Annotated in this window: 12 protein-coding genes; 6 read left to right on the top strand and 6 right to left on the bottom strand. The window is 71.5% G+C overall.

Translation table 11 applies throughout. The features are described 5' to 3' along the window. Positions 1–77 precede the first annotated feature (77 nt). Together OG435_RS31005 and gmd are read right to left on the bottom strand one after the other, a co-directional pair. The gene (locus OG435_RS31005; protein ID WP_266881210.1) at positions 78–2,849 is read right to left on the bottom strand and encodes a DUF7594 domain-containing protein; all 2,772 of its coding nucleotides are present in this window, start codon (positions 2,847–2,849) and stop codon (positions 78–80) included. Positions 2,850–3,101: 252 nt separating this feature from the next. Then, positions 3,102–4,115 carry a GDP-mannose 4,6-dehydratase gene (gene gmd / locus OG435_RS31000; RefSeq protein WP_266881209.1) on the bottom strand — a complete coding sequence of 338 codons (1,014 nt, stop codon included), beginning with the start codon at positions 4,113–4,115 and terminating at the stop codon, positions 3,102–3,104. Positions 4,116–5,159: 1,044 nt separating this feature from the next. Between gmd and OG435_RS30995 the strand changes: the two genes are divergently transcribed. Beyond that, a complete protein-coding gene (locus OG435_RS30995) occupies positions 5,160–6,137 on the top strand; it encodes a GDP-L-fucose synthase family protein (protein ID WP_266881208.1) in 978 nt (325 codons plus the stop codon). A gap of 24 nt (positions 6,138–6,161) precedes the next feature. Here the strand turns inward: OG435_RS30995 and OG435_RS30990 are convergent, their stop codons facing one another. Continuing rightward, positions 6,162–7,637: a sugar transferase gene (locus OG435_RS30990; protein WP_430625720.1), complete on the bottom strand. Its 1,476-nt coding sequence runs from the start codon at positions 7,635–7,637 to the stop codon at positions 6,162–6,164. A gap of 388 nt (positions 7,638–8,025) precedes the next feature. On the opposite strand from OG435_RS30990, the gene OG435_RS30985 reads away from it, so the two are divergent. Together OG435_RS30985 and OG435_RS30980 are read left to right on the top strand one after the other, a co-directional pair. Then, the gene (locus OG435_RS30985) at positions 8,026–10,296 is read left to right on the top strand and encodes a M4 family metallopeptidase (protein ID WP_266881207.1); all 2,271 of its coding nucleotides are present in this window, start codon (positions 8,026–8,028) and stop codon (positions 10,294–10,296) included. Positions 10,297–10,535: 239 nt separating this feature from the next. Beyond that, entirely contained in the window at positions 10,536–11,996 is a 1,461-nt protein-coding gene (locus OG435_RS30980) for a nitronate monooxygenase (RefSeq protein ID WP_266881206.1), read from the top strand. A 65-nt stretch (positions 11,997–12,061) separates the two neighbouring features. Here OG435_RS30980 and OG435_RS30975 read toward each other — a convergent pair whose 3' ends face one another. Further along, a complete protein-coding gene (locus tag OG435_RS30975; RefSeq protein ID WP_266881205.1) occupies positions 12,062–12,556 on the bottom strand; it encodes a hypothetical protein in 495 nt (164 codons plus the stop codon). Between the two features lie 246 nt (positions 12,557–12,802). Continuing rightward, positions 12,803–14,365 carry an MFS transporter gene (locus tag OG435_RS30970; RefSeq protein ID WP_266881204.1) on the bottom strand — a complete coding sequence of 521 codons (1,563 nt, stop codon included), beginning with the start codon at positions 14,363–14,365 and terminating at the stop codon, positions 12,803–12,805. 171 nt (positions 14,366–14,536) lie between these two features. On the opposite strand from OG435_RS30970, the gene OG435_RS30965 reads away from it, so the two are divergent. Then, entirely contained in the window at positions 14,537–15,547 is a 1,011-nt protein-coding gene (locus tag OG435_RS30965; RefSeq protein WP_266881203.1) for an Lrp/AsnC family transcriptional regulator, read from the top strand. Between the two features lie 40 nt (positions 15,548–15,587). Here OG435_RS30965 and glgP read toward each other — a convergent pair whose 3' ends face one another. Next, a complete protein-coding gene (glgP, locus tag OG435_RS30960; RefSeq protein WP_266881202.1) occupies positions 15,588–18,233 on the bottom strand; it encodes an alpha-glucan family phosphorylase in 2,646 nt (881 codons plus the stop codon). 701 nt (positions 18,234–18,934) lie between these two features. On the opposite strand from glgP, the gene OG435_RS30955 reads away from it, so the two are divergent. Both OG435_RS30955 and treS read left to right on the top strand, forming a co-directional pair. Continuing rightward, positions 18,935–20,929 carry an alpha-1,4-glucan--maltose-1-phosphate maltosyltransferase gene (locus tag OG435_RS30955; protein WP_266881201.1) on the top strand — a complete coding sequence of 665 codons (1,995 nt, stop codon included), beginning with the start codon at positions 18,935–18,937 and terminating at the stop codon, positions 20,927–20,929. Then, on the top strand, positions 20,926–22,620 hold the full coding sequence (gene treS, locus OG435_RS30950; protein ID WP_266881200.1) for a maltose alpha-D-glucosyltransferase: 1,695 nt from the start codon (positions 20,926–20,928) through the stop codon (positions 22,618–22,620). The genes OG435_RS30955 and treS overlap by 4 nt, the downstream gene beginning before the upstream one ends. Positions 22,621–22,652 lie beyond the last annotated feature (32 nt).

Raw genomic sequence — 22,652 nt, 5'->3', positions numbered from 1 at the left:
GGTGGCTCCCGTACGTATGAGAGGGGTGCGCGGGGCCCGGCCGCTCAGGCGGCCGGGCCCCGCACTCCGTCAAGCGGTTACTTCGCGCCGAAGGTGAGGGTCAGCTGCGGCTTGGCGTCCACGGCCGTGGACTCCGAGGACCAGATCCACAGCGGGTCGGTACCCGTGCTCGTCAGGCCCAGGCTGTAGCTGCCGCCCAGCGCCGCGGAGAGCGCCGCGGTGTCCAGCGGCGTGCTCTGGACCGCCGAACCGTCCGGCACGCCCGCGAAGGAGCCGATCGGGCTGGTGCCCAGGGTGGGCTTGCTCTTGAAGGTCGTGCCCGCACCGCTCCAGGTACCGGTGACCGGGACCACGGAGACGGTGTCGGTGGTGCCGGCACTCGCCGCGGTCGTGGTCTTGACCTGGAGGGACGCGGACTTCAGCACCGTGCCGGCCGGAGCGGCCGGGATGTCGAAGCGCAGGTACGTCTCGTAGGCCCCGGTGCCGCGGACGGCGAGCGAGGTGGACGTGCCGTAGGCGGTGCTGGGGGCGCCCTGGTTGATGTAGGTGTCCTCGGTCGCGGTGACCTTGGAGACCGTGTCGGTGGCGGCCTTCGCCAGGTTGAAGTGGTTCTTGACCTGGGCCTCGGTCAGCACCTTCGGGTAGACGGCCGTCTCGTCGATCTGGCCGGCGAAGAAGTTGCTGGTCGGCCGGGAGGACCAGCCGGCGAGGTTGTCGCCGCCGACGTGCCAGTAGCCCTCGATGGCCTGGGAGCCGGTGGTGTTACTGGAGTCCTTGGCCTTGCCGTCCACGTACAGCGCCATGCCGGAGGGGCCCTGGGTGGCGACGACGTGGTGCCACTTGTTGTCGTTGAACGTGTCCAGCAGGCCGGTGGAGACGGTCTTCGGCGAGCCCGGGTTGACCCCGAAGAAGATCCGGCCGGTGTTGGTCATGTAGATGTTCTTGTCGTACGCGTTGCTGTTGCGGTCCTGGTTGTTGCCGAAACCGATCAGCTTGCCGCCGCGCGTGGAGTTCGTCTTGAACCAGGTCTCCAGCGTGTAGCTGCTGCCGACCGTCTGACGGTGGTCGCTGTACACCTGCTGGCTGGTGCCGTTGAAGCCCATGGCCGTGCTGGCTCCGGTGAGCGCGCCCGGGGTCTGGCGCAGGGCCGGGGCGTTGAGCTGGATGCCGCTGGTGTTGCCGGAGACCGAGGAGTCAGCCACGTACGGGCTGACGACGTCGTCGTAGCGCCAGTACAGGTTGGCGCCGTCCTCGCGGACCTGGTTCGGGTACGCGCTGACCGCGGTCGGGACCGAGACCGAGGTGGTGGCCGACAGGGCGCTGGTGTTGCCCGCCGCGTCGGTGGCGGTGACCCGGTAGCTGTAGGACGCGCCGGCCTTGACCGTGGTGTCCGTCCAGGAGGCCTGCTGGCGCAGCCACTCCAGGGAGCTCGCGCTGACGGTGGCGATCGGGGTCGCGGAGCCGTTGCGGTAGATGCGGTAGGTCAGCTTGCTGTCGTCCGCGTCGTAGCTGGCGCGCCAGCGGACCTGGACCTCGCCGGGCTTGACGCTGGAGACGCTGGAGACCGGGGTGGTCGGGGCGCCGATGTCGCCGGTGGAGGCGAAGCGGGTCAGGGCCTGCTGCTCCTTGCCGTTGATGAGGGTGAACTCACCGCCGACCCACATGTACTTGGTGGAGTCCTTCTCCGCCACGGCCATCACGCGCGGGCCGATGCCCTCGCCGAGGCCGTCGTTGGCGGTGGGGTGCCAGCCGAGCTTGGCCGGGCTGCGCACGAAGCCGTTGACGGCCGCGGGGGCTTCGCCGTTGGCCCAGTCGGTCAGCTGCGCCAGCAGGAAGTGGCGCTTGCCGTCGGGGTACTGGCCTTCGGAGCTGCAGTTGTGCGCGTGCGAGGAGCTGTAGAGGACTCCGTCGTACGGCAGCACGGCCTGGGTGGCGCCCAGGCACTGGTCGCGCCACTTCTCGCTGTAGTCGGTGGCCAGCGCGACGCGGCCGTCGAAGCCGCCCGTGCCCTCGGCGCCGGTGTAGTAGCCCGTGGAGTCGGCCGTGATGGACTTGATCACCGACATCGAGGGGATGGTGCCGTACGTCTTGGCGACGGCTCCGGTGGTGGCGTTCACGACGGCGAGCGCGTGGCTCTGGGAGCCGTTGACGGTGAAGAAGTCACCGCCCAGCAGGATGTTCTTGCCGTCGTTGCTGACCTGGAGCGCGCGGCCGGGCTCGTCGGCGTTGGCGACGAAGGGCTTGAGCGCACCGGAGCTGGCGTCGACCGCGGCGAACCGCTCACGGGTCGACCCCTCGACGGTGCTGAAGTCCCCTGCCGCGTACAGGGTGCCCTCGGTGGCGGCGAGCGCGCGCACCGTGGACGGGAACTTCGGGTGGAACGAGGCCTTGGGGGCGCAGGTCGCGATGTCGATGGCGGCGACGCTGTTGACCGGGGTCCCGTTGACGGCGGCGAAGTAGCCGCCGGCGTACAGGGTCTTCTTGTCCTTCGAGACGGTGAGGGCGCGCACGGTGGCGCTGCCGTCGGCGATCGTGAAGGAGAGCTTGCAGGAGGTGGGGGCGCCGGTCGCCGCGTCGAGCGCGACGAAGTTCACGGCTTCCTGCTCCGCGCCGGCGCCGCCGGTGGGCGGGCGGACGGCCGAGAAGGTGCCGCCGGCGAAGACGGTGCCGTTGGCCTCGGCCATCGCCCAGACGATTCCGTTGGGCTGCCACGTCGGCAGGTTGTCGGCGGTGAAGGCGACCGGCTGCGTGATGGCCGACGCCTCGGGTATCAGCACCAGGCCTATCGCGGTGCCGGCGCCGGCCAGTGACACGGCGAGGGCAGCAGTCAGCCCTCTGGATCTACGCATGAGCCCCCCAGGGCAATTGCCCGGCTTGAATGGCTGGTTCGGCATCTATCGGAACAGCCATATGTACTGGCGCAGACTAGGGCTCACGCGAGGGCCTGGTCACCACGCTTGACCCATTGCATACCAACTTGGAATCAACGGGTCCGGTGTGGATGGAGCACTACGGACATACGGCAGATTTGCCCCGGCCACACCCGCCGTTAGCTGCGCGAATGGCCGGGACAGAGCAAATCGTAGGTGAAATATATGGCCTCAGCGGTCGATGCGGACGCTGGCGCCCGCCAGTTGGTCCTCGACCTGCCGGATATCGGAGTCCACCATGATCCGGGCCAGTTCGGCCACCAGGACCGTCGGCTTCCAGCCGAGCAGGTCGTTGGCCTTGGAGGCGTCGCCGATCAGGGCGTCGACCTCGCTGGGGCGCTCGTACTTGGGGTCGTAGCGCACGTGCTCGTTCCAGTCGAGACCGGCGTGCGTGAAGGAGGCCTCGACGAACTCGCGGACGGTGGCGGCGACGCCGGTGGCCACGACGTAGTCGGTGGCCTCGTCCTGCTGGAGCATCCGCCACATGGCGTCCACGTACTCCGGGGCGTAGCCCCAGTCGCGGACGGCGTCGAGGTTGCCGAGGTAGAGCTTCTCCTGGAGGCCGGCCTTGATCCGGGCGACCGCGCGGGTGATCTTGCGGGTCACGAAGGTCTCGCCGCGGCGCGGGGACTCGTGGTTGAAGAGGATCCCGTTGACGGCGAACATTCCGTACGCCTCGCGGTAGTTCACCGTCGTCCAGTACGCGAACACCTTCGCGGCGCCGTACGGGCTGCGCGGGTGGAACGGGGTGGCCTCGTTCTGCGGGGGCGGGGTGGCGCCGAACATCTCCGAGGAGGAGGCCTGGTAGATACGGGTGTCCACGCCGCTGGCCCGGATCGCCTCCAGCAGGCGCAGGGCGCCGAGGCCGGTCACGTCGCCGGTGTAGAGCGGGGCGTCGAAGGAGACGCGGACGTGCGACTGGGCGCCGAGGTTGTAGACCTCGTCGGGGCGTATCTCGCGGAGCAGGTTCACCAGAGCGACGCCGTCGGAGAGGTCGGCGTGGTGCAGCACGAGCGACCGGTTCGCCGTCTGCGGGTCCTGGTAGATGTGGTCGATCCGCTCCGTGTTGAAGCTGGAGGACCGCCGCACGAGCCCGTGCACCGTGTAGCCCTTGGAGAGCAGGAGCTCTGCGAGGTACGAGCCGTCCTGCCCGGTGACGCCGGTGATCAGCGCGGTCTTGCCCATTGGGTCCCCCTGGGGATCGTTGCGGTGCGGTGCGGTCGTGGCTGCGCCCCGTAGTACGGGCCGAAGCCGTTCGTTTCGGGGCGGACGCCCCGGGGTGTGACTCGAGGCGCACCCCCGACCGGACTCGGGGTCACACCTCGCCATACGGGGCCCCGGGCGGGGCACGGGGCCTCGTCCGGAGCGGGGTCGGGGCCGGGCCCGGGGTCGGAACCGGCTCCGGGCCGGAACCAAAACCCGGGTCGGAACCGGCTCCGGGTCGGAACCGGCTCCGGGCCGGAACCGGCTCCGGGCCGGAACCGGCTCCGGGCCGGAACCAAGACCCGGGGTCGGAACCGGGAGCCCGGTCCGGGGTCCGGACCGGGCACCGGAGTACGGCTCGGGACCGAGGCTCCGGGGCCGGGTCGGGACCAGGCTCCGGAGTTCGGTCCGGGGCCGCGCCCCCGGTGTTCGGGCCGGCCGCCGGATGCGGAGTGGGGCCGGGCCCGGGATGCTGCGCGGTCCGCCGCCAGGGGGCTGGAGACGGGTACCGGATGGGTACCGTACACGTTCCACCGGAAGCCCCTCCCGCCGGATCGAGCCCCCTCGCCCCCTTGCGGGGCGGTATGTACCGGACTGGCCGTTACCACCCTGAATCCGCCCGCCCCACGGACCCTCCGGGCCCGGGCTCACACCAACCGGCCCCACCCGGCGCTCGAGGACCGGGGCCCGGGGCGCAGCCCCACGGGGTCCGGGCGCGGCCCGGCACCCCTTCCCAGCCCGTCCGGCGCTTGAGGACCGGGTCCGGGCAGCGCCTGGGGAACGGTGGAAGGGCGGGTAGGGGAACTCCGCCCCGCAGGGCCGGACACCCGCACCCGCCCACCGGACCCCGCGCCGGGCGGCGGCGGTGGCGGCAACCTCGACCGGCCACCGCCGGACGGAGCCCGGCGCAGCGGCGCGAAGCCCGGGAGGCCCGCCAGGGCCGAGCGGTGCGAGGGGCGCGTCGAGAAGGGCAACGCCGGGGCTCCCCCGTAAAACCGCGGACAGCGGACTGGCATCATCGGCGGTATGACAAGTTCGCCGTTCCTGCCCCCGAACGCCCGCGTCTTCGTCGCCGGACACCGCGGCCTCGTGGGGTCCGCGGTCGTCCGCCGGCTCACCGCCGACGGGTACGAGGTGCTCACCCGCGGCCGCGCCGACCTCGATCTGCGCGATGCCGCCGCGACCGCGGCGTACCTGCGGGACGTGCGGCCCGACGCCGTCGTCCTGGCCGCCGCCAAGGTCGGCGGGATCATGGCCAACAGCACGTTCCCGGTGCAGTTCCTGGAGGACAACCTCAGGATCCAGCTGAGCGTCGTCGCCGGGGCGCACGCCGCGGAGGTCGGCCGGCTGCTGTTCCTCGGCTCCTCCTGCATCTACCCCAAGCTGGCCCCGCAGCCCATCAGCGAGGACGCCCTGCTGACGGGCCCGCTGGAGCCGACGAACGAGGCGTACGCCCTGGCGAAGATCGCCGGCATCGTCCAGGTCCAGTCGTACCGCAAGCAGTACGGGGCCTCGTACATCTCCGCCATGCCCACGAACCTCTACGGCCCGGGCGACAACTTCGACCTGGAGTCCTCGCACGTCCTGCCCGCCCTCATCCGCCGCTTCCACGAGGCCTCCGCCGAGGGCCGCGAGGAGGTCACGCTGTGGGGATCGGGGACGCCCCGCCGGGAGTTCCTGCACGTGGACGACCTGGCCGCCGCCTGCGCCGTGCTGCTGCGCGAGTACGACGGCGCCGAGCCGGTGAACATCGGCTGCGGCGAGGACCTCACCATCAAGGCCCTCGCGGAGACCGTCGCCGAGGTGACCGGCTTCCGGGGCAGGCTCGCCTGGGACACCACCAAGCCCGACGGGACGCCCCGCAAGCTGCTGGACGTGACCCGGCTGACCGGGCTCGGCTGGAAGCCCGCGATCCCGCTGCGCGAGGGCATCGCCTCCACGTACGCCTGGTGGCGTGCGCAGAGCGCCGAGCAGAGCGCCGGGAAGGCCCCCGCGCAGGGCTGATCCCAAGCGGGGTGCCCCGGTGCCTCAGTACGCTCCGCGACCGTCGACGACGGCGCGGAGCGTGCGGCCCATGACGTCGACGTCACTGGTGAACGACCAGTTGTCCACGTACTGCAGGTCGAGCTGGATCGTTTCGTCCCACGAGAGGTCGGACCGCCCGCTGATCTGCCACAGCCCGGTCATCCCCGGCCGCACCGCGAGCCGGCGCAGTTCGACCTCGTCGTACTCCGCCACCTCCTCCGGAAGCGGCGGGCGCGGGCCGACCAGGGACATATCGCCCGCCACCACATTGATCAGCTGGGGCAGTTCGTCCATGGACGTGCGGCGCAGCAGCCGGCCCACCCGGGTCACCCGGGGGTCGCGGCGCATCTTGAACATCAGGCCGTCGTTCTCGTTGGCCCCGGACAGCTCGGCCTTGCGGGCATCGGCGTCCACGACCATCGTGCGGAACTTCCACATGACGAAGGGGACCCCGTCGCGGCCTATGCGCCGCTGCCGGTAGAAGGCCGGCCCGCGCGAGCCGAAGCGGATCGCCAGGACCATCGCGAGGAAGGCCGGCGACAGCAGGACCAGTCCGATCGCCGCGCCCGCGCGGTCCAGTACGGACTTCAGCAGGGGCTGCATGCCGCGGCTCACCGGCGGCGCCACCCGCAGTATGGCCAGGCCGCCCGCGGACAGGGTCTCCAGCCTCTTGACGGAGACCTCCACCAGGCCGGGGAAGACCGCCAGTTCGAGCCCGGCGTCGTGCAGGGCCCAGGAGATCCGCCGCAGCCGCTCGCCCGCCAGACGCGCCCCCGGTGCGACGAGCACCAGGTCGGCGCGGTGGCTGGCGACGGCGCCGAGCACGGCGGTGGAGTCACCGTTCGGGGTCTGCGCCATCGCGGAGCCGAGCCGCGTGGCCACGGGGACCCCGCTGTCCAGTCCGCCGGGACCCACTGGGACCACGCCGACCACCACGTACGGGTGGTCGGTGCGCGCGGCGAGGTGTCCGATGACGGACTCGGCGGCGGCGGGCTCGCCGACGACCAGCACCCGGCTCACTGCCTGGGCCTCGCGCCGGGCGGCGGAGAGGTGGCGGTAGGTCAGCTTGTGGCAGGCGACGGTGACGAGGAGGGCGGGCACGAGGGCGCCCAGGGCGGACAGCCGGGGGGTGTTCTCGCCCGTGACCACGCGGGCCACGGCGAGCACACCGATAAGAATCAGCCAGTCGTGTACGACCGGCAGGACTCCCCGGGATTCTCCGAGCACGCGGCCCGCATAGCGCCGGCGCACCAGTTGTACGCCGGTCCAGGCAAGAGCCGCGCCGAGCGCGCAGTACAGCGGCCGGGCCTGCTGAGCGGCCCCGAAGACCAGGCCGACGGGGATTCCCGCGCCGATCAGGTCCGCGATGACCGCGGCGGGCAGGTACCAACGGGCCTTGTCACCGAGGCCCCTGGCCGGCATGGCCGACAGCCGGGTCGCACCGGCCACTCTTTGCACAGGTATATGGACATGCCTCATGGGCCCCCCTGGCACGTGGTCTCTGACTATGGCGCGAGTCCCCGGCTTCCCCAAACAGTGGACATCAGGCGCACCGGGAAACAGTACGACAAACGCCCGTACGTTAAATGCCGTTTCCGGGAACCGGACATCTTGTTGCCCAAGCGTTAGCGTCGGCCGTCCGCGTTCCGACCGCCGGACACCCCGGACGCCCCTCTCGCATCCCAAAGTGAATGTTCCGCATACCGGATACGTCTCTTCGGACAACGAACGATTTCCGGCCAACCTTTTGACGCGGCCCTGACATCCCGTCGCTCAGGTGACACTCTTCGACCGTTCTTCGCACCAGCCCGATCTGCCCGGAGGCCCACCCAGCCATCCGGAACCCCCCTTGCAGAAGGAGTCTGCGTTGAGTCCCACCCCCCAGCGGCGTGCCACCACGGCCGGCGCGCTTGTTGCCGCGGCCGCTCTCCTCGCCGTAGGCATCCAGACCGGATCCGCCAACGCCGACGCCACCGCGTCGAAGGCCGCTTCGGTCGCCCAGGTCAACCCCGGCGCGGAGAACCGCGCACTCAGCGCTTCGGAGCGTGCGACGCTCCTGGCCGAGGCCAACTCCACCACCGCGCAGGCGGCCAAGGCCCTGGGCCTCGCCGGCACGGAGAAGCTCATCGTCCGTGACGTGGTCAAGGACGCGGACGGCACCACGCACACCACGTACGAGCGCACCTACAACGGCATACCGGTGCTCGGCGGTGACCTGACCGTCCACGCCAAGGACGGTGTCACCAAGAGCGTCACCAAGGCCACCAACGCCGACATCAAGGTCGCGGACACCACCGCCACCGTCACCCCGGCCTCGGCCGACGCCGCGGCGATCTCCTCCGCCAAGGCCGCGGGCTCCAAGGACACCAAGGCATCCAAGGGCGCGCGCAAGGTGATCTGGGCCGCCAACGGCATCCCGGTCCTCGCCTTCGAGACGGTCGTCGGCGGTGTCCAGCACGACGGCACGCCCAGCGAGCTGCACGTGATCACCAACGCCAAGACCGGCGCGAAGATCACCGACTGGCAGGCCATCGAGACCGGCACCGGCAACACCATGTACAGCGGTCAGGTCACCCTGGGCACCTCCCCCTCGGGCAGCAACTTCACGCTGACCGACGCCGGGCGCGGCAGCCACAAGACCTACGACCTCAACGGGGGCACGGGCAGCGGCTCGGGCACCCTCTTCTCCGGCCCGGACGACATCTGGGGCACCGGCGCCGCCTCCAGCCGGGAGACCGCGGGCGCGGACGCGCACTACGGCGCCCAGCTGACGTGGGACTACTACAAGAACGTGCACGGCCGCAACGGCCTGCGCAACGACGGCGTGGCCCCGTACAGCCGGGTCCACTACGGCAACGCGTACGTCAACGCGTTCTGGAGCGACTCCTGCTTCTGCATGACGTACGGCGACGGCACGGGCAACACCAAGCCGCTGACCTCGATCGACGTGGCCGCGCACGAGATGACCCACGGTCTGACCTCGGTCACCGGCAACATGACCTACTCGGGCGAGTCCGGCGGCCTGAACGAGGCGACCTCCGACATCTTCGCGGCGGCCGTCGAGTTCAACGCCAACAACCCGCAGGACGTCGGCGACTACCTGGTCGGCGAGAAGATCGACATCCGCGGCAACGGCACCCCGCTGCGCTACATGGACAAGCCCAGCAAGGACGGCTCGTCCAAGGACGCCTGGTACTCGGGCATCGGCTCCATCGACGTCCACTACTCCTCGGGCCCGGCCAACCACTGGTACTACCTGGCCTCCGAGGGCTCCGGCACCAAGGTCGTCAACGGGGTCAGCTACGACTCGCCGACCTCCGACGGTCTGCCGGTCACCGCGATCGGCCGCGACGCCGCCTCGAAGATCTGGTTCCGCGCGCTGACGGTGGGCTACTTCAAGTCGACCACCAACTACGCCGACGCCCGCGTCCAGACGCTGAAGGCCGCCGCCGACCTCTACGGCCTGGGCTCGACCACGTACAACAACGCCGCCAACGCCTGGGCCGCCATCAACGTCGGTCCCCGCATCGTCGCCGGTGTCTCGGTCACCAACCCCGGTAACCAGAACACCGTCACGGGCAGCGCCGCCAGCCTCCAGATCCAGGCCAGCAGCACCAACGCCGGCGCCCTGAGCTACGCGGCGACCGGTCTGCCGACCGGGCTGTCGATCAACTCCTCGACCGGCCTGATCTCCGGGACCGCCTCCACCGCCGGTACGTACAACACCACGGTCACGGTGACGGACTCGGCGAACCAGACCGGTACGGCGTCCTTCGTCTGGACCGTCGGTACCTCGCAGCCGTCGGTGTTCGAGAACACCACCGACTTCGCGATCGCCGACAACGCGACGGTCGACTCCCCGATCACCGTGAACCGCACGGGCAACGCCCCGAGCACGCTCAAGGTGGACGTGAACATCCTGCACACGTACATCGGTGACCTGAAGGTCGACCTCGTCGCCCCCGACGGCACCCTGTACAACCTGCACAACCGCACCGGCGGCAGCGCGGACAACATCATCAAGTCCGTCACGGTCAACGCCTCCTCCGAGGTCGCCCAGGGCGTCTGGAAGCTCCGGGTCAACGACAACGCGAACCTCGACACCGGCAAGATCGACAGCTGGAAGCTCACCTTCTGACCCCCACCGGGGCCGGCTGTGAACCAGAGCTGATCCGCTAGACCACGGGGCCGCCCGGGAGGAAACCTCCCCGGGCGGCCCTGTTCCATGGGGCACCGTTCCATTGGGCCCGGCCGCCGGGGTCCACGTACCCCCAGGGCCGGGACCTTCGGCGTCCGCCGACCGGCCGGGCCGGCGTCATAGTGGAATTCAGCGAACCTACGGAACCGTAGGTTCGGGTGATTCCGAGGACGTGACCCATGCCGCAGCCCCCCACGAACGCCCCCGCCGCGCAGCACCCCTGGCTCATCCAGGGCGGCATGGGCGTCGGCGTCTCCGGCTGGCGGCTGGCCAAGGCCGTGTCCGGCGAGGGTCAGTTGGGCGTGGTCTCCGGCACGGCCCTGGACGTCGTGCTGGCCCGCGTGCTGCAGACCGGCGACCCCGGCGGCCACGCCCGCCGGGCGCTGGCGGCCTTCCCGCTACCGGAGCTCGCCCAGTCCGCCCTCGACCTCTACTTCCGCGAGGAAGGCCTCGCGGAAGGCGTGGCGATGCGCACCACCCCGCGACTGCGGGCGACGGGCGGATCGCAGGCCGAGATCCTTACCGTCCTCGGCAACTTCGTCGAGGTCTGGCTCGCCAAGGAGGGACATGACGGTGTCATCGGCATCAACTACCTGGAGAAGATCCAGCTCGCCACGGCCCCCGCAATGTTCGGCGCGATCCTGGCAGGCGTCGACTACGTGCTCGTGGGCGCGGGAGTCCCCGGTCAGATCCCTGCCCTCGCCTCGAGGCTGGCGGTCTACGAACGCTGCGTGAGCAAGATCCACGTAGAAGGGGACGAGGAGCCGCTCGAGCACCTCTTCGACCCGGCGGCCCTGCTCGCCGGGCACCTGCCCGGCCCGCTGCGCCGCCCCCACGTGCTGGCCATCGTCTCGCTCCCGGTCCTGGCCACCTACCTGGCCCGGGACGAGATCACCCGCCCCGACGGCTTCGTGATCGAGACCAGCCAGGCCGGCGGCCACAGCGCCCCGCCGCGCGGCCCGATGAAGCTCGACGAGGACGGCGAGCCGGTCTACGGACCGCGCGACAACCCCGACCTCGCCAAGATGACGGCGCTCGGGCTGCCGTTCTGGCTCGCAGGCGGCCAGGCCAGTCCCGAGGCCGTCGCCGGGGCGCTGGCCGAGGGCGCGGCCGGGGTCCAGGTCGGCAGCGCGTTCGCCCTGTGCGAGGAGTCGGGCATGGCCCGCCACCTGCGCGAGGAGCTGCTGGAGCGGGCGCACACCGGCACCCTCTCGGTCCGCAACGACCCCGAGGCCTCCCCGACCTCGTTCCCGTTCAAGGTGGCGGACCTGCCCGGGACGGTCTCCGAGCCGGAGGTGTCCGAGACCCGGCGCCGGGTCTGCGACCTCGGGTTCCTGCGCACTCCGGTACGGGGTCCGCGCGGTCTGGTGTACCGGTGCGCGGCCGAGCCGGTCGCGGCCTACGTCCGCAAGGGCGGCGACGCCGCCGACACCAAGGGCCGCCAGTGCCTGTGCAACGGGCTGCTGGCCACGATCGGGCTGGCCCAGCGCCGGCCGCACGGCCGGGTGGAGCCCCCGCTGGTGACGATCGGCAAGGACCTGTCCTTCCTCACGGAGCTGGCCCCGAACGCCGAGCCGTACACGGCCGCGGACGTGGTGCGCTGGCTCGCGGCGGGCGCGGACCGGCCCGCCGGTCACTGAGGCCCCGGGACAGGTGAAGGGCCCGGCTCCCCCAGGGGGAGCCGGGCCCTTCGCGGTCGGTGGGGTCAGCCGACGGAGCTGAAGACCGAGTCGAGGATCTTCGAGGTCCCGTCGGCCGGTGCGGCGGCGGCGCGGCCGCCGATGCTGCGGTCCTCGTCGTCGCTCCAGTCGTCGTCGTGCCGTCCGTCGTGGTCCCAGGCATCGGTCGGCTGGAAGGAGACCGAGCGGACCGACAGGTCGTCCGCCCGCTCGCCCGGCTGCAGCGTCTCCACGGCCTGGCCGCCGCAGGAACGGCCCTCGAACAGCAGCGCCTGCGATTCCGTTTCGTTGCGCACATGGAAGGCCGGGTGGTTCCGCGAAGCGTGCGTCAGCGGGTAGCAGGTGTCGTTGCCCGCGGGCTCGATCCAGCCGTACCGCGTGTCAACCTCGTCGCTGTACCGGTAGTGCAGCGTGCCGAGGCTCTCGCGGTCGTCGTGGTCGTTGGCGTACGACAGCCCGGCGGTCGGCAGGACCAGCGCGAGGGCGCCTAGGAGTGCGGTGGCGGTGGTACGAAGACGCATGGGGGAGTCCGTTCCTCGGGTTCCTCGGACGCCTGATGCGGTGGCATCCGCGGGCAGCGTAGGAGTGGAGGCGCACGCAGAAACGATTCGGCACGGCAGTGCGTTCGAGGGTTCACCCTCACGGTCCCCTCCTGGCCCGAACGCGCGTACGCCCCGGATCCGGAGCAGATTCGGGGCGTACGAGGGCCGCGCGAAGGGGCGACGTACGGGCCTTCGCGCGCGGCCCCGTACGCCCGCCCGGGTCGCTCAGACGGCGGCGTGTCCGGCGCCCCGCTCCGCCCCGGAGCCCTGACCCGGCACCGCGGCCGGAGCCCCGGCGGCAGCGGGGGCGGCGCCGGCGGGGGCACCCGCGGCAGCGGCCGGCCGGCGGACCAGGACGACCAGGATCAGCGCCCCGGCCAGGCCCATCGCCCCCGAGACCCAGAAGGTGTCGCGCAGCCCGCTCGCGAAGGCCGCCTCCACCCAGTGCCGGGCCGCCGGGGCCGCGTGCAACAGCTGTCCGGCCCCGCCGCCGGCCAGTGCCTCGGCCGTGCCGTGCGGCTGGCCGGAGCCGGCCAGACCGTCCTCCAGACCGGACTGGAAGACGGCGCCGAGCACCGCGATGCCCAGGGCCATGCCCAGCTGGCGCGCGGTGTTGAGGGCGCCGCCCGCCATCCCCGCGCGGGCCGGGGGCACGGCCCCCATCGCGGCGGCCGCGAGGGCCGGGGAGATCATGCCGACACCCAGACCGGTGACCGCCAGTCCGGCGACGAGCGCCGTCCAGCCGTCCCCGGTGTCCAGCATCCAGCCCATGAGCAGGGCGCCCGCGCCGATCAGGAACAGCCCGCCGCCGATGGTGATCCGGGCCGGGGCCCCGTGCATCAGCTTGCCGGTCACGGCGGCGACCACGAAGGCGGCCAGGCTCATCGGGAGCATCGTCAGACCGGCGGCGACCGGGCTCATGCCCTCGGCGCTCTGCAGCCACAGGGAGACGTACATCAGGTACCCGAAGGCGGCGCCGGACATCAGCAGCGCGGCGGCCATGACGGCCACGAAGGTCGGGCTGCGGAACAGCGAGAGGTCCAGCATCGGGCGGGAGCTGCGCAGTTCGACCAGGATGAAGGCGGCGAAGGCGGCGGCGCTCAGGGCGAACAGCGCCAGGGTGGTCGCGGAGGTCCAGCCGTTCTCTCCGCCGCGGATGAGGGCGTAGGTGACGGCCGCGGCGCCTGCGGTGAAGGTGGCCATGCCGGGCAGATCCAGGCCCTTGGCGTGCGGGTCGCGGGACTCGGTGACGGCCTTGAGGGTGACGTACACGGCGAGGGCGCAGACCGGCAGGTTGATGAAGAAGATCCAGCGCCAGCCGAACTGCTCGGTGAGCAGCCCGCCGATGATCGGACCGGCCGCGGCGGCGGCTCCGTTGACCGCGCCCCAGACGCCGAAGGCGACGCCCCGGTCGCGTCCCTGGTAGGCGGAGCTGAGCAGGGCCATGGTGGTGGCGAACATCGCGGCGCCGCCGATGCCCTGGACGGCGCGGAAGGCGACGAGCGCGGCCGGGCCCTCGGCCAGGCCGCAGGCGAGGGAGGAGACGGCGAAGAGGCCGAGGCCGCCGAGGTAGACGCGGCGGCGGCCGATCCGGTCGGCGAGCGATCCCGCGCCGAGCAGCAGGGCGGCCAGGGCGAGCGCGTAGCCGTCCATCACCCACTGGAGCCCGGAGAACCCGGTGTGCATGTCGGCGGCCATGTCGGGCAGGGCGACGGTCACGATCGTGACGTCGACCAGGAGCATGAAGGCTCCGAGACACACCGCCGTCAACGGCAGCCATTTGCGCATGGGGGTACTCCTGGGGGTGTCCGGGGCAGGGGTGGGGCGGTGCGGGGGCGGGGCACCGGGCGGATGGCCCGGGCGCGGCTTCCGCCTCCCACACGATGTCAGCCCGCCCCCGGCACCCCCCACCCAGCAGCCATCCGACGCCGGATTTCCCTCATCTCACCGTCTGGAATGATGGAAACCGTGAACGATACGGAGCTGGATCTCCTCGACCGGTCCCTGGTCCAGGCCCTCACGATCGACGGCCGGGCCCCCTTCAGCCGGCTGGCCGAGGTCCTGGGGGTCTCCGACCAGACCGTTGTACGGCGCTACCGGCGACTGCGGACCACCGGCCTGATCCGGGTCGTCGGACTGCCGCTGGGCAGCCGCGTCGGGCTCTTCGAGTCCTGGCTGCGGGTGCAGTGCGCTCCCGACGCCGCGCTGCCGGTGGCCGAGGCGCTCGCCCGCCGCCCGGACATCGCGTGGGTGACCCTGGGCTCGGGCGGTACCGAGATCCACTGCATGACCCGGGCCCGTACCCGCCAGGACCGGGACGCCCTGCTGCTGGAGAAGCTGCCGCGGACCCGCCGGGTGACCGGCGTGAGTGCCCACACCATCCTGCGGAAGTTCTTCGGGGGGCCCGACGCCTGGGTCGGCCTGGACGTCCTGGGCCCGGACCAGGCCGCGGCCCTGGAAAGGCCGGCCGCCGATCCGGGTCCGCAGCGGTGCGTGCTCGACGAGGCGGAGCTGGCCCTGCTCTCGGTGCTGGGCCGGGACGGCCGCGCCGGGTACCCGGAACTGGCCCGTTCCAGTGGCCTGTCGGAGTCCACCGCGCGGCGCAGGCTGGAGCGGCTGCGCGAGGTGGGGGCGGTCTTCTTCGACGTGGAGTTCGTCCCGGCTCTCTTCGGCTACGAGGCGGAGGCGACGATCGTGCTGACCGTTCCGCCCGCCCGGCTGGCGCAGGTGGGGGCAGCGCTGGCGGGCCACCGCGAGGTGGCCTTCGCGGCGGCCGTGACCGGCGCCGCCTCGCTGATGGCGGTGGTGGTGTGCCGGGACACGGACGCCCTGTACACGTACCTGACCGAGCGGATCGGCGCGGTGGACGGGGTGGGGCAGGTGGAGGTGATCCCGGCCCTGCGCAGCGTCAAGCGGGCCGGGATGCTGGTGGAGGACGGGCGGCTGGTGGACCCGCCGCCCGCCCCCTGAAGCTCTGCCCCTGAAGGTCTGCCCTGGACGGCCTGGGCCGTCAGCGCAGCACGACACCGCCTCCCGTGTCCGTGTCCGTGCCCGTGGCGGGGCCCGCGACCAGACCCAGTTCGGCCGGGGTCGCCAGCAGCGGGTGTGCCGGCAGGATCCGTACGGTGTAGCCGAAGGGCCCCGTACGGTCGAGGGCGAGCGGGCCCTCGTACAGCCAGCGGCCCTCCAGGTCGGGTCCGCCGGCGGGCTTGAGCGGGAAGGCCCGCCCGCTCTGGATCACGTCCTGCGCGTCGACCCGGCCCGCGACGGCCTGCACCTCCACGTCCTCGGGGGCGAGGGCGTCGAGGGAGACCTGCACGCGCAGGGTGAGGGTGGCCCCGAGTTCGGCGGTGCCGCCGACCGGGCCCGCGGTCAGGGCCTCCACGTGCTCGACGGTGAGCTGCGGCCAGGCCGCGCGGACCCGGCCCTTCCACCAGGCGAGGTCCCGGGCCGCGTCCGCGGTCAGGGCGCGGTGGGAGAGCGCGGCCGGAGCGTAGAGCCGCTCCACGTACTCCCGCACCATGCGGCCCGCGAGCACCTTGGGCCCCAGGGAGACCAGGGTGCGCCGGACCATCTCGATCCACCGGACCGGGAGTCCGGCCTGGCCGGCCCGGTCGTAGAACCGGGGGGCGACCCGGCCCTCGATCAGGTCGTAGAGGGCGTTCGCCTCCAGGTCGTCGCGGCGGTCCTCGTCCGCGCCGAGTCCGTCGGCGGTCGGGATGGCCCAGCCGAAGTCCGGCTCGAACCATTCGTCCCACCAGCCGTCCAGGACGGACAGGTTGAGGCAGCCGTTGAGCGCCGCCTTCATCCCGCTGGTGCCGCAGGCCTCCAGCGGGCGCAGCGGGTTGTTGAGCCAGACGTCGCAGCCCGGGTAGAGCTTCTGGGCCATGGCCATGCCGTAGTCGGGCAGGAACACGATCCGGTGGCGCACGCGGGGGTCGTCCGCGAAGCGCACCAGTTCCTGGACGAGCCGCTTCCCGCCGTCGTCGGCCGGGTGCGCCTTGCCCGCGACCACGATCTGCACGGGCCGGTCCGGGTCCAGCAGCAGGCGGCGCAGCCGGTCGGGGTCGCGCAGCATCAGCGTGAGCCGCTTGTAGGACGGCACCCGGCGGGCGAACCCGATGGTCAGCACGTCGGGGTCGAGGACCGAGTCCACCCAGCCGAGTTCGGCGTCGGCAGCCCCGCGCTGGCGCCAGGAGGTGCGCAGGCGGTCCCGTACCTCTTGTACGAGCTGCTCCCTGAGCACCCGGCGCAGGTCCCAGACGTCCTGGTCGGGGATGTCGGCGACGGCGTCCCAGCGCTGGGAGCCGCCGACGGAGAGGGCGTCCTCGGTGCGGCCGGCGCCGATCTGCTTCGCGCCGAGCCTGACGACCTCGGGCGCCACCCAGGTCGGGGCGTGCACGCCGTTGGTCACCGAGGTGATGGGTACGTCGGCGGGGTCGAAGCCCGGCCACAGCCCGGCGAACATCTCGCGGCTGACGGCGCCGTGCAGGGTGGAGACCCCGTTGGCCCGCTGGGCCAGGCGCAGGCCCATGACCGCCATGTTGAACACCCCGGGGTCGCCGCCGGGGTAGGTCTCGGCGCCGAGCGCCAGGATCCGGTCGACGGATACGCCGGCCAGTTCGCCGCCTTCGCCGAAGTGGCGGGCGACCAGGGCCCGGTCGAAGCGGTCGATGCCGGCGGGGACGGGGGTGTGCGTGGTGAACACGGTCCCCGCGCGCACCGCCTCGACGGCGGCGTCGAAGCCGAGTCCCTGCTGCCCCTCCAGTTCCCTTATGCGCTCCAGCCCCAGGAACCCGGCGTGTCCCTCATTGGTGTGGAAGACCTCGGGGTCGGGATGCCCGGTGATCCGGCAGTAGGCCCTGACGGCCCGCACTCCCCCGATCCCCAGCAGCATCTCCTGGAGCAGCCGGTGGTCGCTGCCGCCGCCGTACAGCCGGTCGGTCACCTCGCGGGCGACGGCGTCGTTGTCCTCGACGTCGGAGTCGAGGAGCAGGAGCGGCACCCGGCCGACGCGGGCCTGCCAGACGTGCGCGTGCAGGGCCCGGCCGCCGGGGAGGCTCAGGGACACCCGCGTGGGGGTCCCGTCGTCCTCGCGCACGAGCGCGACGGGCAGTTCGTTGGGGTCGAGCACCGGATAGTGCTCCTGCTGCCAGCCGTCCCGGGAGAGGGACTGGCGGAAGTAGCCGTGCCGGTACAGCAGTCCGACGCCGATGAGCGGGACGCCGAGGTCGCTGGCGGCCTTGAGATGGTCCCCGGCGAGGATCCCGAGCCCGCCGGAGTACTGGGGCAGGGCGGCGGTGATCCCGAACTCGGGCGAGAAGTAGGCGATGCCGGCGGGCAGCTCCGCGGCCGCCTCGTGGCTCTGGTACCACCTCCCGCCGTGGACGTAGTCATCGAGGTCGGCGGCGGCGACGGCGAGCCGCCTCAGGAACCGCCGGTCCGCGGCGAGCTCGGTGATCCGCGCGGCGGACACGGCGCCGAGCAGCCGGACGGGATCCCCGCCGGCGGCCTGCCAGCCCTCGGGATCGACGGATTGGAACAGCTCACGGGTCTCGGCGTGCCAGGACCAGCGCAGGTTGCGCGCGAGGTCGGCGAGCGGCGAGAGGGTCTCGGGGAGGACGGGGCGCACGGTGAATCGACGGATAGCCTTCACGCGTTCCACCTTCGCAGGGGATTACGGGTCGGAGCGGCCGCACCACGCTGTGCACCGCGAGCGTCACCCTCGGAAGGCTAGCGGCGCCGGCCCCACCCGGCCATGGCGCCTCGAGCGATCCTCCACCGACTGATCGCACGGCCCGAGCCGTTGGCGCCCGGGATCACGCCGGGCCCGGTCCCGCGTCCACGTTCCAGGCGGGCGGCAGTTCCTCGTCGCAGGAGGCGCACACGAACCAGTCGTCGCGGTGGCTCTCCCGGGCCGTCCTCGTCCTCCAGGTCCGCGGCGGCGCGGACGGCTCGCCCGCGGGCTTCGGGCCGGACGGTCGCGGCGAGTTCGGGCGGTCCCACGTACCGGAACAGCGGAGGGGTGGACATCCGGTAGTCCTATCCGAGTTGACTGAGCCTGGGCAGGTGTCGAGCCGGAGTGTGCGGGCAGGCGTTCCACTACGTACGAGTAGTTAACCGAACGCGCGGGTTGGGCCGGGCTGGAGTGGGAAGGGCTCCTCGGGTACAGCGCACGGCGCACCCCGGAACCGCCTCCCCGCCACCCGAGTGAACGCGGACAGGAGCGGCCATGCCCGCAGCCCAGCCGTCTTCCGAGCGGCTAGAAACAGAGCGAACAGAGCGTGCACTACCAGCTGCCCCGGCGGCTGGCCTGTTGTCACCGAGCCCTGCGAACTGCCCCCAGGTGATCCCATCATGATCGGTCGCATTCCCGTGCTGGACGTCCGCCCCGCCGTCGACTGCGGCGTCAGACCCGCCAAGGCGGTCGTGGACGAGGTCTTCGAGATTTCCGCCACCGTGTTCCGCGAGGGACACGACGCCGTGGCGGCCCATGTCGTACTCCGAGATCCGAGCGGGCGGCTGCGGCCCCCCGTGCCCCTGTCCGAACTCGCTCCCGGCACCGACCGGTGGGGGACGCGGGTGTCCGCCGAGGTCGAGGGGAGGTGGACCTACACCGTCGAGGCGTGGAGCGATCCGGTGGGCACCTGGCGGGCCCACGCGGCGGTGAAGATCCCGGCCGGGATCGACACCGGCCTCACCCTCCTGGAAGGCGCCGAGCTCTACGAGCGGGCCGCCGCGAAGATTCCCAAGCGGGACGGCCGCGAACACGTGCTGGCCGCCGCGGACGTGATGCGCGACGAGGACCGGCCGGTCGCGGAGCGGTACGCGGCCGCCCTCGCCCCCCGGATCGACGCGCTGCTCGCGAAGCGACCGCTCCGGGAGCTGGTGACGGCCTCCAAGCCGCTGCCGCTGCTGATCGAGCGCAAGCGGGCGCTCTTCGGCTCCTGGTACGAGATGTTCCCCCGGTCGGAGGGGGCGGTGCTGGAGCCCGGCGAGGCTCCGGTCAGCGGCACCTTCAGGACCGCCGCCGAGCGGCTTCCCGCCGTCGCGGCGATGGGCTTCGACGTGGTGTACCTGCCGCCGATCCACCCGATCGGCAGCACGTACCGCAAGGGCCCGAACAACACGCTGTCGGCCGGGAGTTGGGATCCCGGCGTGCCCTGGGCCATCGGCTCCACCGAGGGCGGCCACGACGCGGTCCACCCGGAGCTCGGCACCCTGGAGGACTTCGACGCCTTCGTCGCCCGGGCCCGCGAGCTGCGCATCGAGGTGGCGCTCGACTTCGCCCTGCAGTGCTCCCCGGACCACCCCTGGGTGGAGAAGCACCCGGAGTGGTTCCGTCACCGCGCCGACGGGACGATCGCGTACGCGGAGAACCCGCCGAAGAAGTACCAGGACATCGTCCCGATCCACTTCGACTCCGACATGGCCGGCATCGTCGAGGAGACGGTGCGGGTCCTGCGGCACTGGATGGAGCACGGCGTCCGCATCTTCCGGGTCGACAACCCGCACACCAAGCCGGTGGTGTTCTGGCAGAAGGTGATCGCGGACATCAACAAGTCCGACCCCGACGTGATCTTCCTGGCCGAGGCCTTCACCCGCCCGGCGATGATGCGGGCGCTCGCCTCCGTCGGCTTCCAGCAGTCCTACACGTACTTCACCTGGCGCAACAGCAAGGCCGAGCTGACCGAGTACGTGACCGAGCTCGCGGACGTCCGCTCCGCCTCCGTCATGCGGCCGAATTTCTTCGTCAACACCCCGGACATCCTGCACGCATACCTTCAGCACGGCGGCCGCCCCGCCTTCGAGGTCCGCGCGGTCCTCGCCGCCACGCTCTCCCCCACCTGGGGGGTCTACGCCGGTTACGAGCTCTGCGAGAACACCCCGGTCAAGGAGGGGAGCGAGGAGTACCTGAACTCCGAGAAGTACGAGCTGCGCCCGCGCGACTGGGCCGCCGCCGACCGCGAGGGCCGCTCCATCGCCCCGCTGATCACCTCCCTGAACCGGATGCGCCGCCGCAACCCCGCGCTCCAGCAGCTGCGCGACATCCATTTCCACACGACCGACAACGAACAGGTGATCGCCTATTCGAAGCACGCGGGGAGCAATTCCGTACTGGTGGTCGTCAACCTCGATCCGCACCACACCCAGGAGGCGACGGTCTCGTTGGACATGCCGGTACTCGGCCTCGACTGGCACGGGTCCCTCGCGGTGCGCGACGAGCTCACCGGCGAGACCTATCACTGGGGCAGGGCGAATTACGTGCGCCTAGAGCCGGGCCGAACGCCCGCGCACGTACTTGCCGCTCTGCGACCGTCCCCGCCCACCGGAGGGTCACCCATCTCATGATGATCAACGATCCCGTCCCCGACACCTTCGAGGACACCCCCGCCAAGGACCGCGATCCCGACTGGTTCAAGCGGGCGGTCTTCTACGAGGTCCTCGTACGGTCCTTCCACGACAGCAACGGCGACGGCGTGGGTGACCTCAAGGGGCTCACCGCGAAGCTGGACTACCTCCAGTGGCTCGGCGTCGACTGCCTGTGGCTGCCGCCGTTCTTCGCCTCCCCCCTGCGCGACGGGGGCTACGACGTCGCCGACTACACCTCCGTGCTGCCCGAATTCGGCGACCTCGCCGACTTCGTGGAGTTCGTGGACGCGGCGCACACCCGCGGCATGCGGGTGATCATCGACTTCGTGATGAACCACACGAGCGATCAGCACGAGTGGTTCCAGCAGTCCCGCAAGGACCCCGACGGGCCCTACGGCGACTACTACATGTGGGCCGACAACGACAAGCAGTTCCAGGACGCCCGCATCATCTTCGTCGACACCGAGACCTCGAACTGGACGTACGACCCGGTCCGCAAGCAGTACTACTGGCACCGGTTCTTCTCCCACCAGCCGGACCTCAACTACGAGAACCCGGCCGTGGTCGAGGAGATCGTCTCCGCGCTCCGCTTCTGGCTCGACCTCGGGATCGACGGCTTCCGCCTCGACGCCGTGCCCTACCTGTACGCCGAGGAGGGCACCAACTGCGAGAACCTGCCGCGCACGCACACCCTCCTCAAGGCGGTCCGCGCCGAGATCGACGCGCACTACCCGGACACCGTGCTGCTCGCCGAGGCCAACCAGTGGCCCGAGGACGTCGTCGACTACTTCGGGGACTTCGAGAAGGGCGGGGACGAGTGCCACATGGCCTTCCACTTCCCCGTCATGCCGCGCATCTTCATGGCGGTACGAAGAGAGTCCCGCTACCCGGTCTCCGAGATCCTGGCCAAGACCCCGGCGATCCCCGACCGCTGCCAGTGGGGCATCTTCCTGCGCAACCACGACGAGCTCACCCTCGAAATGGTCACGGACGAAGAGCGCGACTACATGTACGCCGAGTACGCCAAGGACCCGCGGATGCGGGCCAACATCGGCATCCGGCGCCGGCTCGCCCCGCTGCTGGACAACGACCGCAACCAGATGGAGCTGTTCACCGCCCTGCTGCTGTCGCTGCCCGGTTCGCCGGTGCTGTACTACGGCGACGAGATCGGCATGGGCGACAACATCTGGCTCGGCGACCGCGACGGCGTGCGCACGCCGATGCAGTGGACCCCGGACCGCAACGCCGGTTTCTCCTCCTGCGATCCGGGCAGGCTGAACCTGCCGGTCATCATGGACCCGGTCCACGGGTACCAGGTGACCAATGTCGAAGCGGCGATGGCCTCACCGTCCTCGCTGTTGCACTGGACCCGCCGGATGATCGAGGTCCGCAAGGCCAACCCGGCCTTCGGACTGGGCTCGTACACCGAACTGCCTTCGACCAACCCGGCGGTACTGGCCTTCCTCCGTGAATACGGGGACGACCTGGTGCTGTGCGTGCACAACTTCTCGCGCTTCGCGCAGCCCACCGAGCTGGACCTGCGGTCGTTCAACGGGCGGGTCCCGGTGGAACTCACCGGCGACGTCCGCTTCCCGCCGATCGGCGAGTGGCCGTACCTGCTGACCCTGGCGGGCCACGGCTTCTACTGGTTCCGCCTGCGCTCGGAGTAGCGGCCGGCCCGGGGCGGGCGCGGCGAATGGGT

Origin of the sequence: Streptomyces sp. NBC_01264, from assembly GCF_026340675.1 — a bacterium.
In the GTDB taxonomy this organism is placed as follows: domain Bacteria; phylum Actinomycetota; class Actinomycetes; order Streptomycetales; family Streptomycetaceae; genus Streptomyces.
This window is presented reverse-complemented; position numbering and strand designations above follow the sequence as displayed.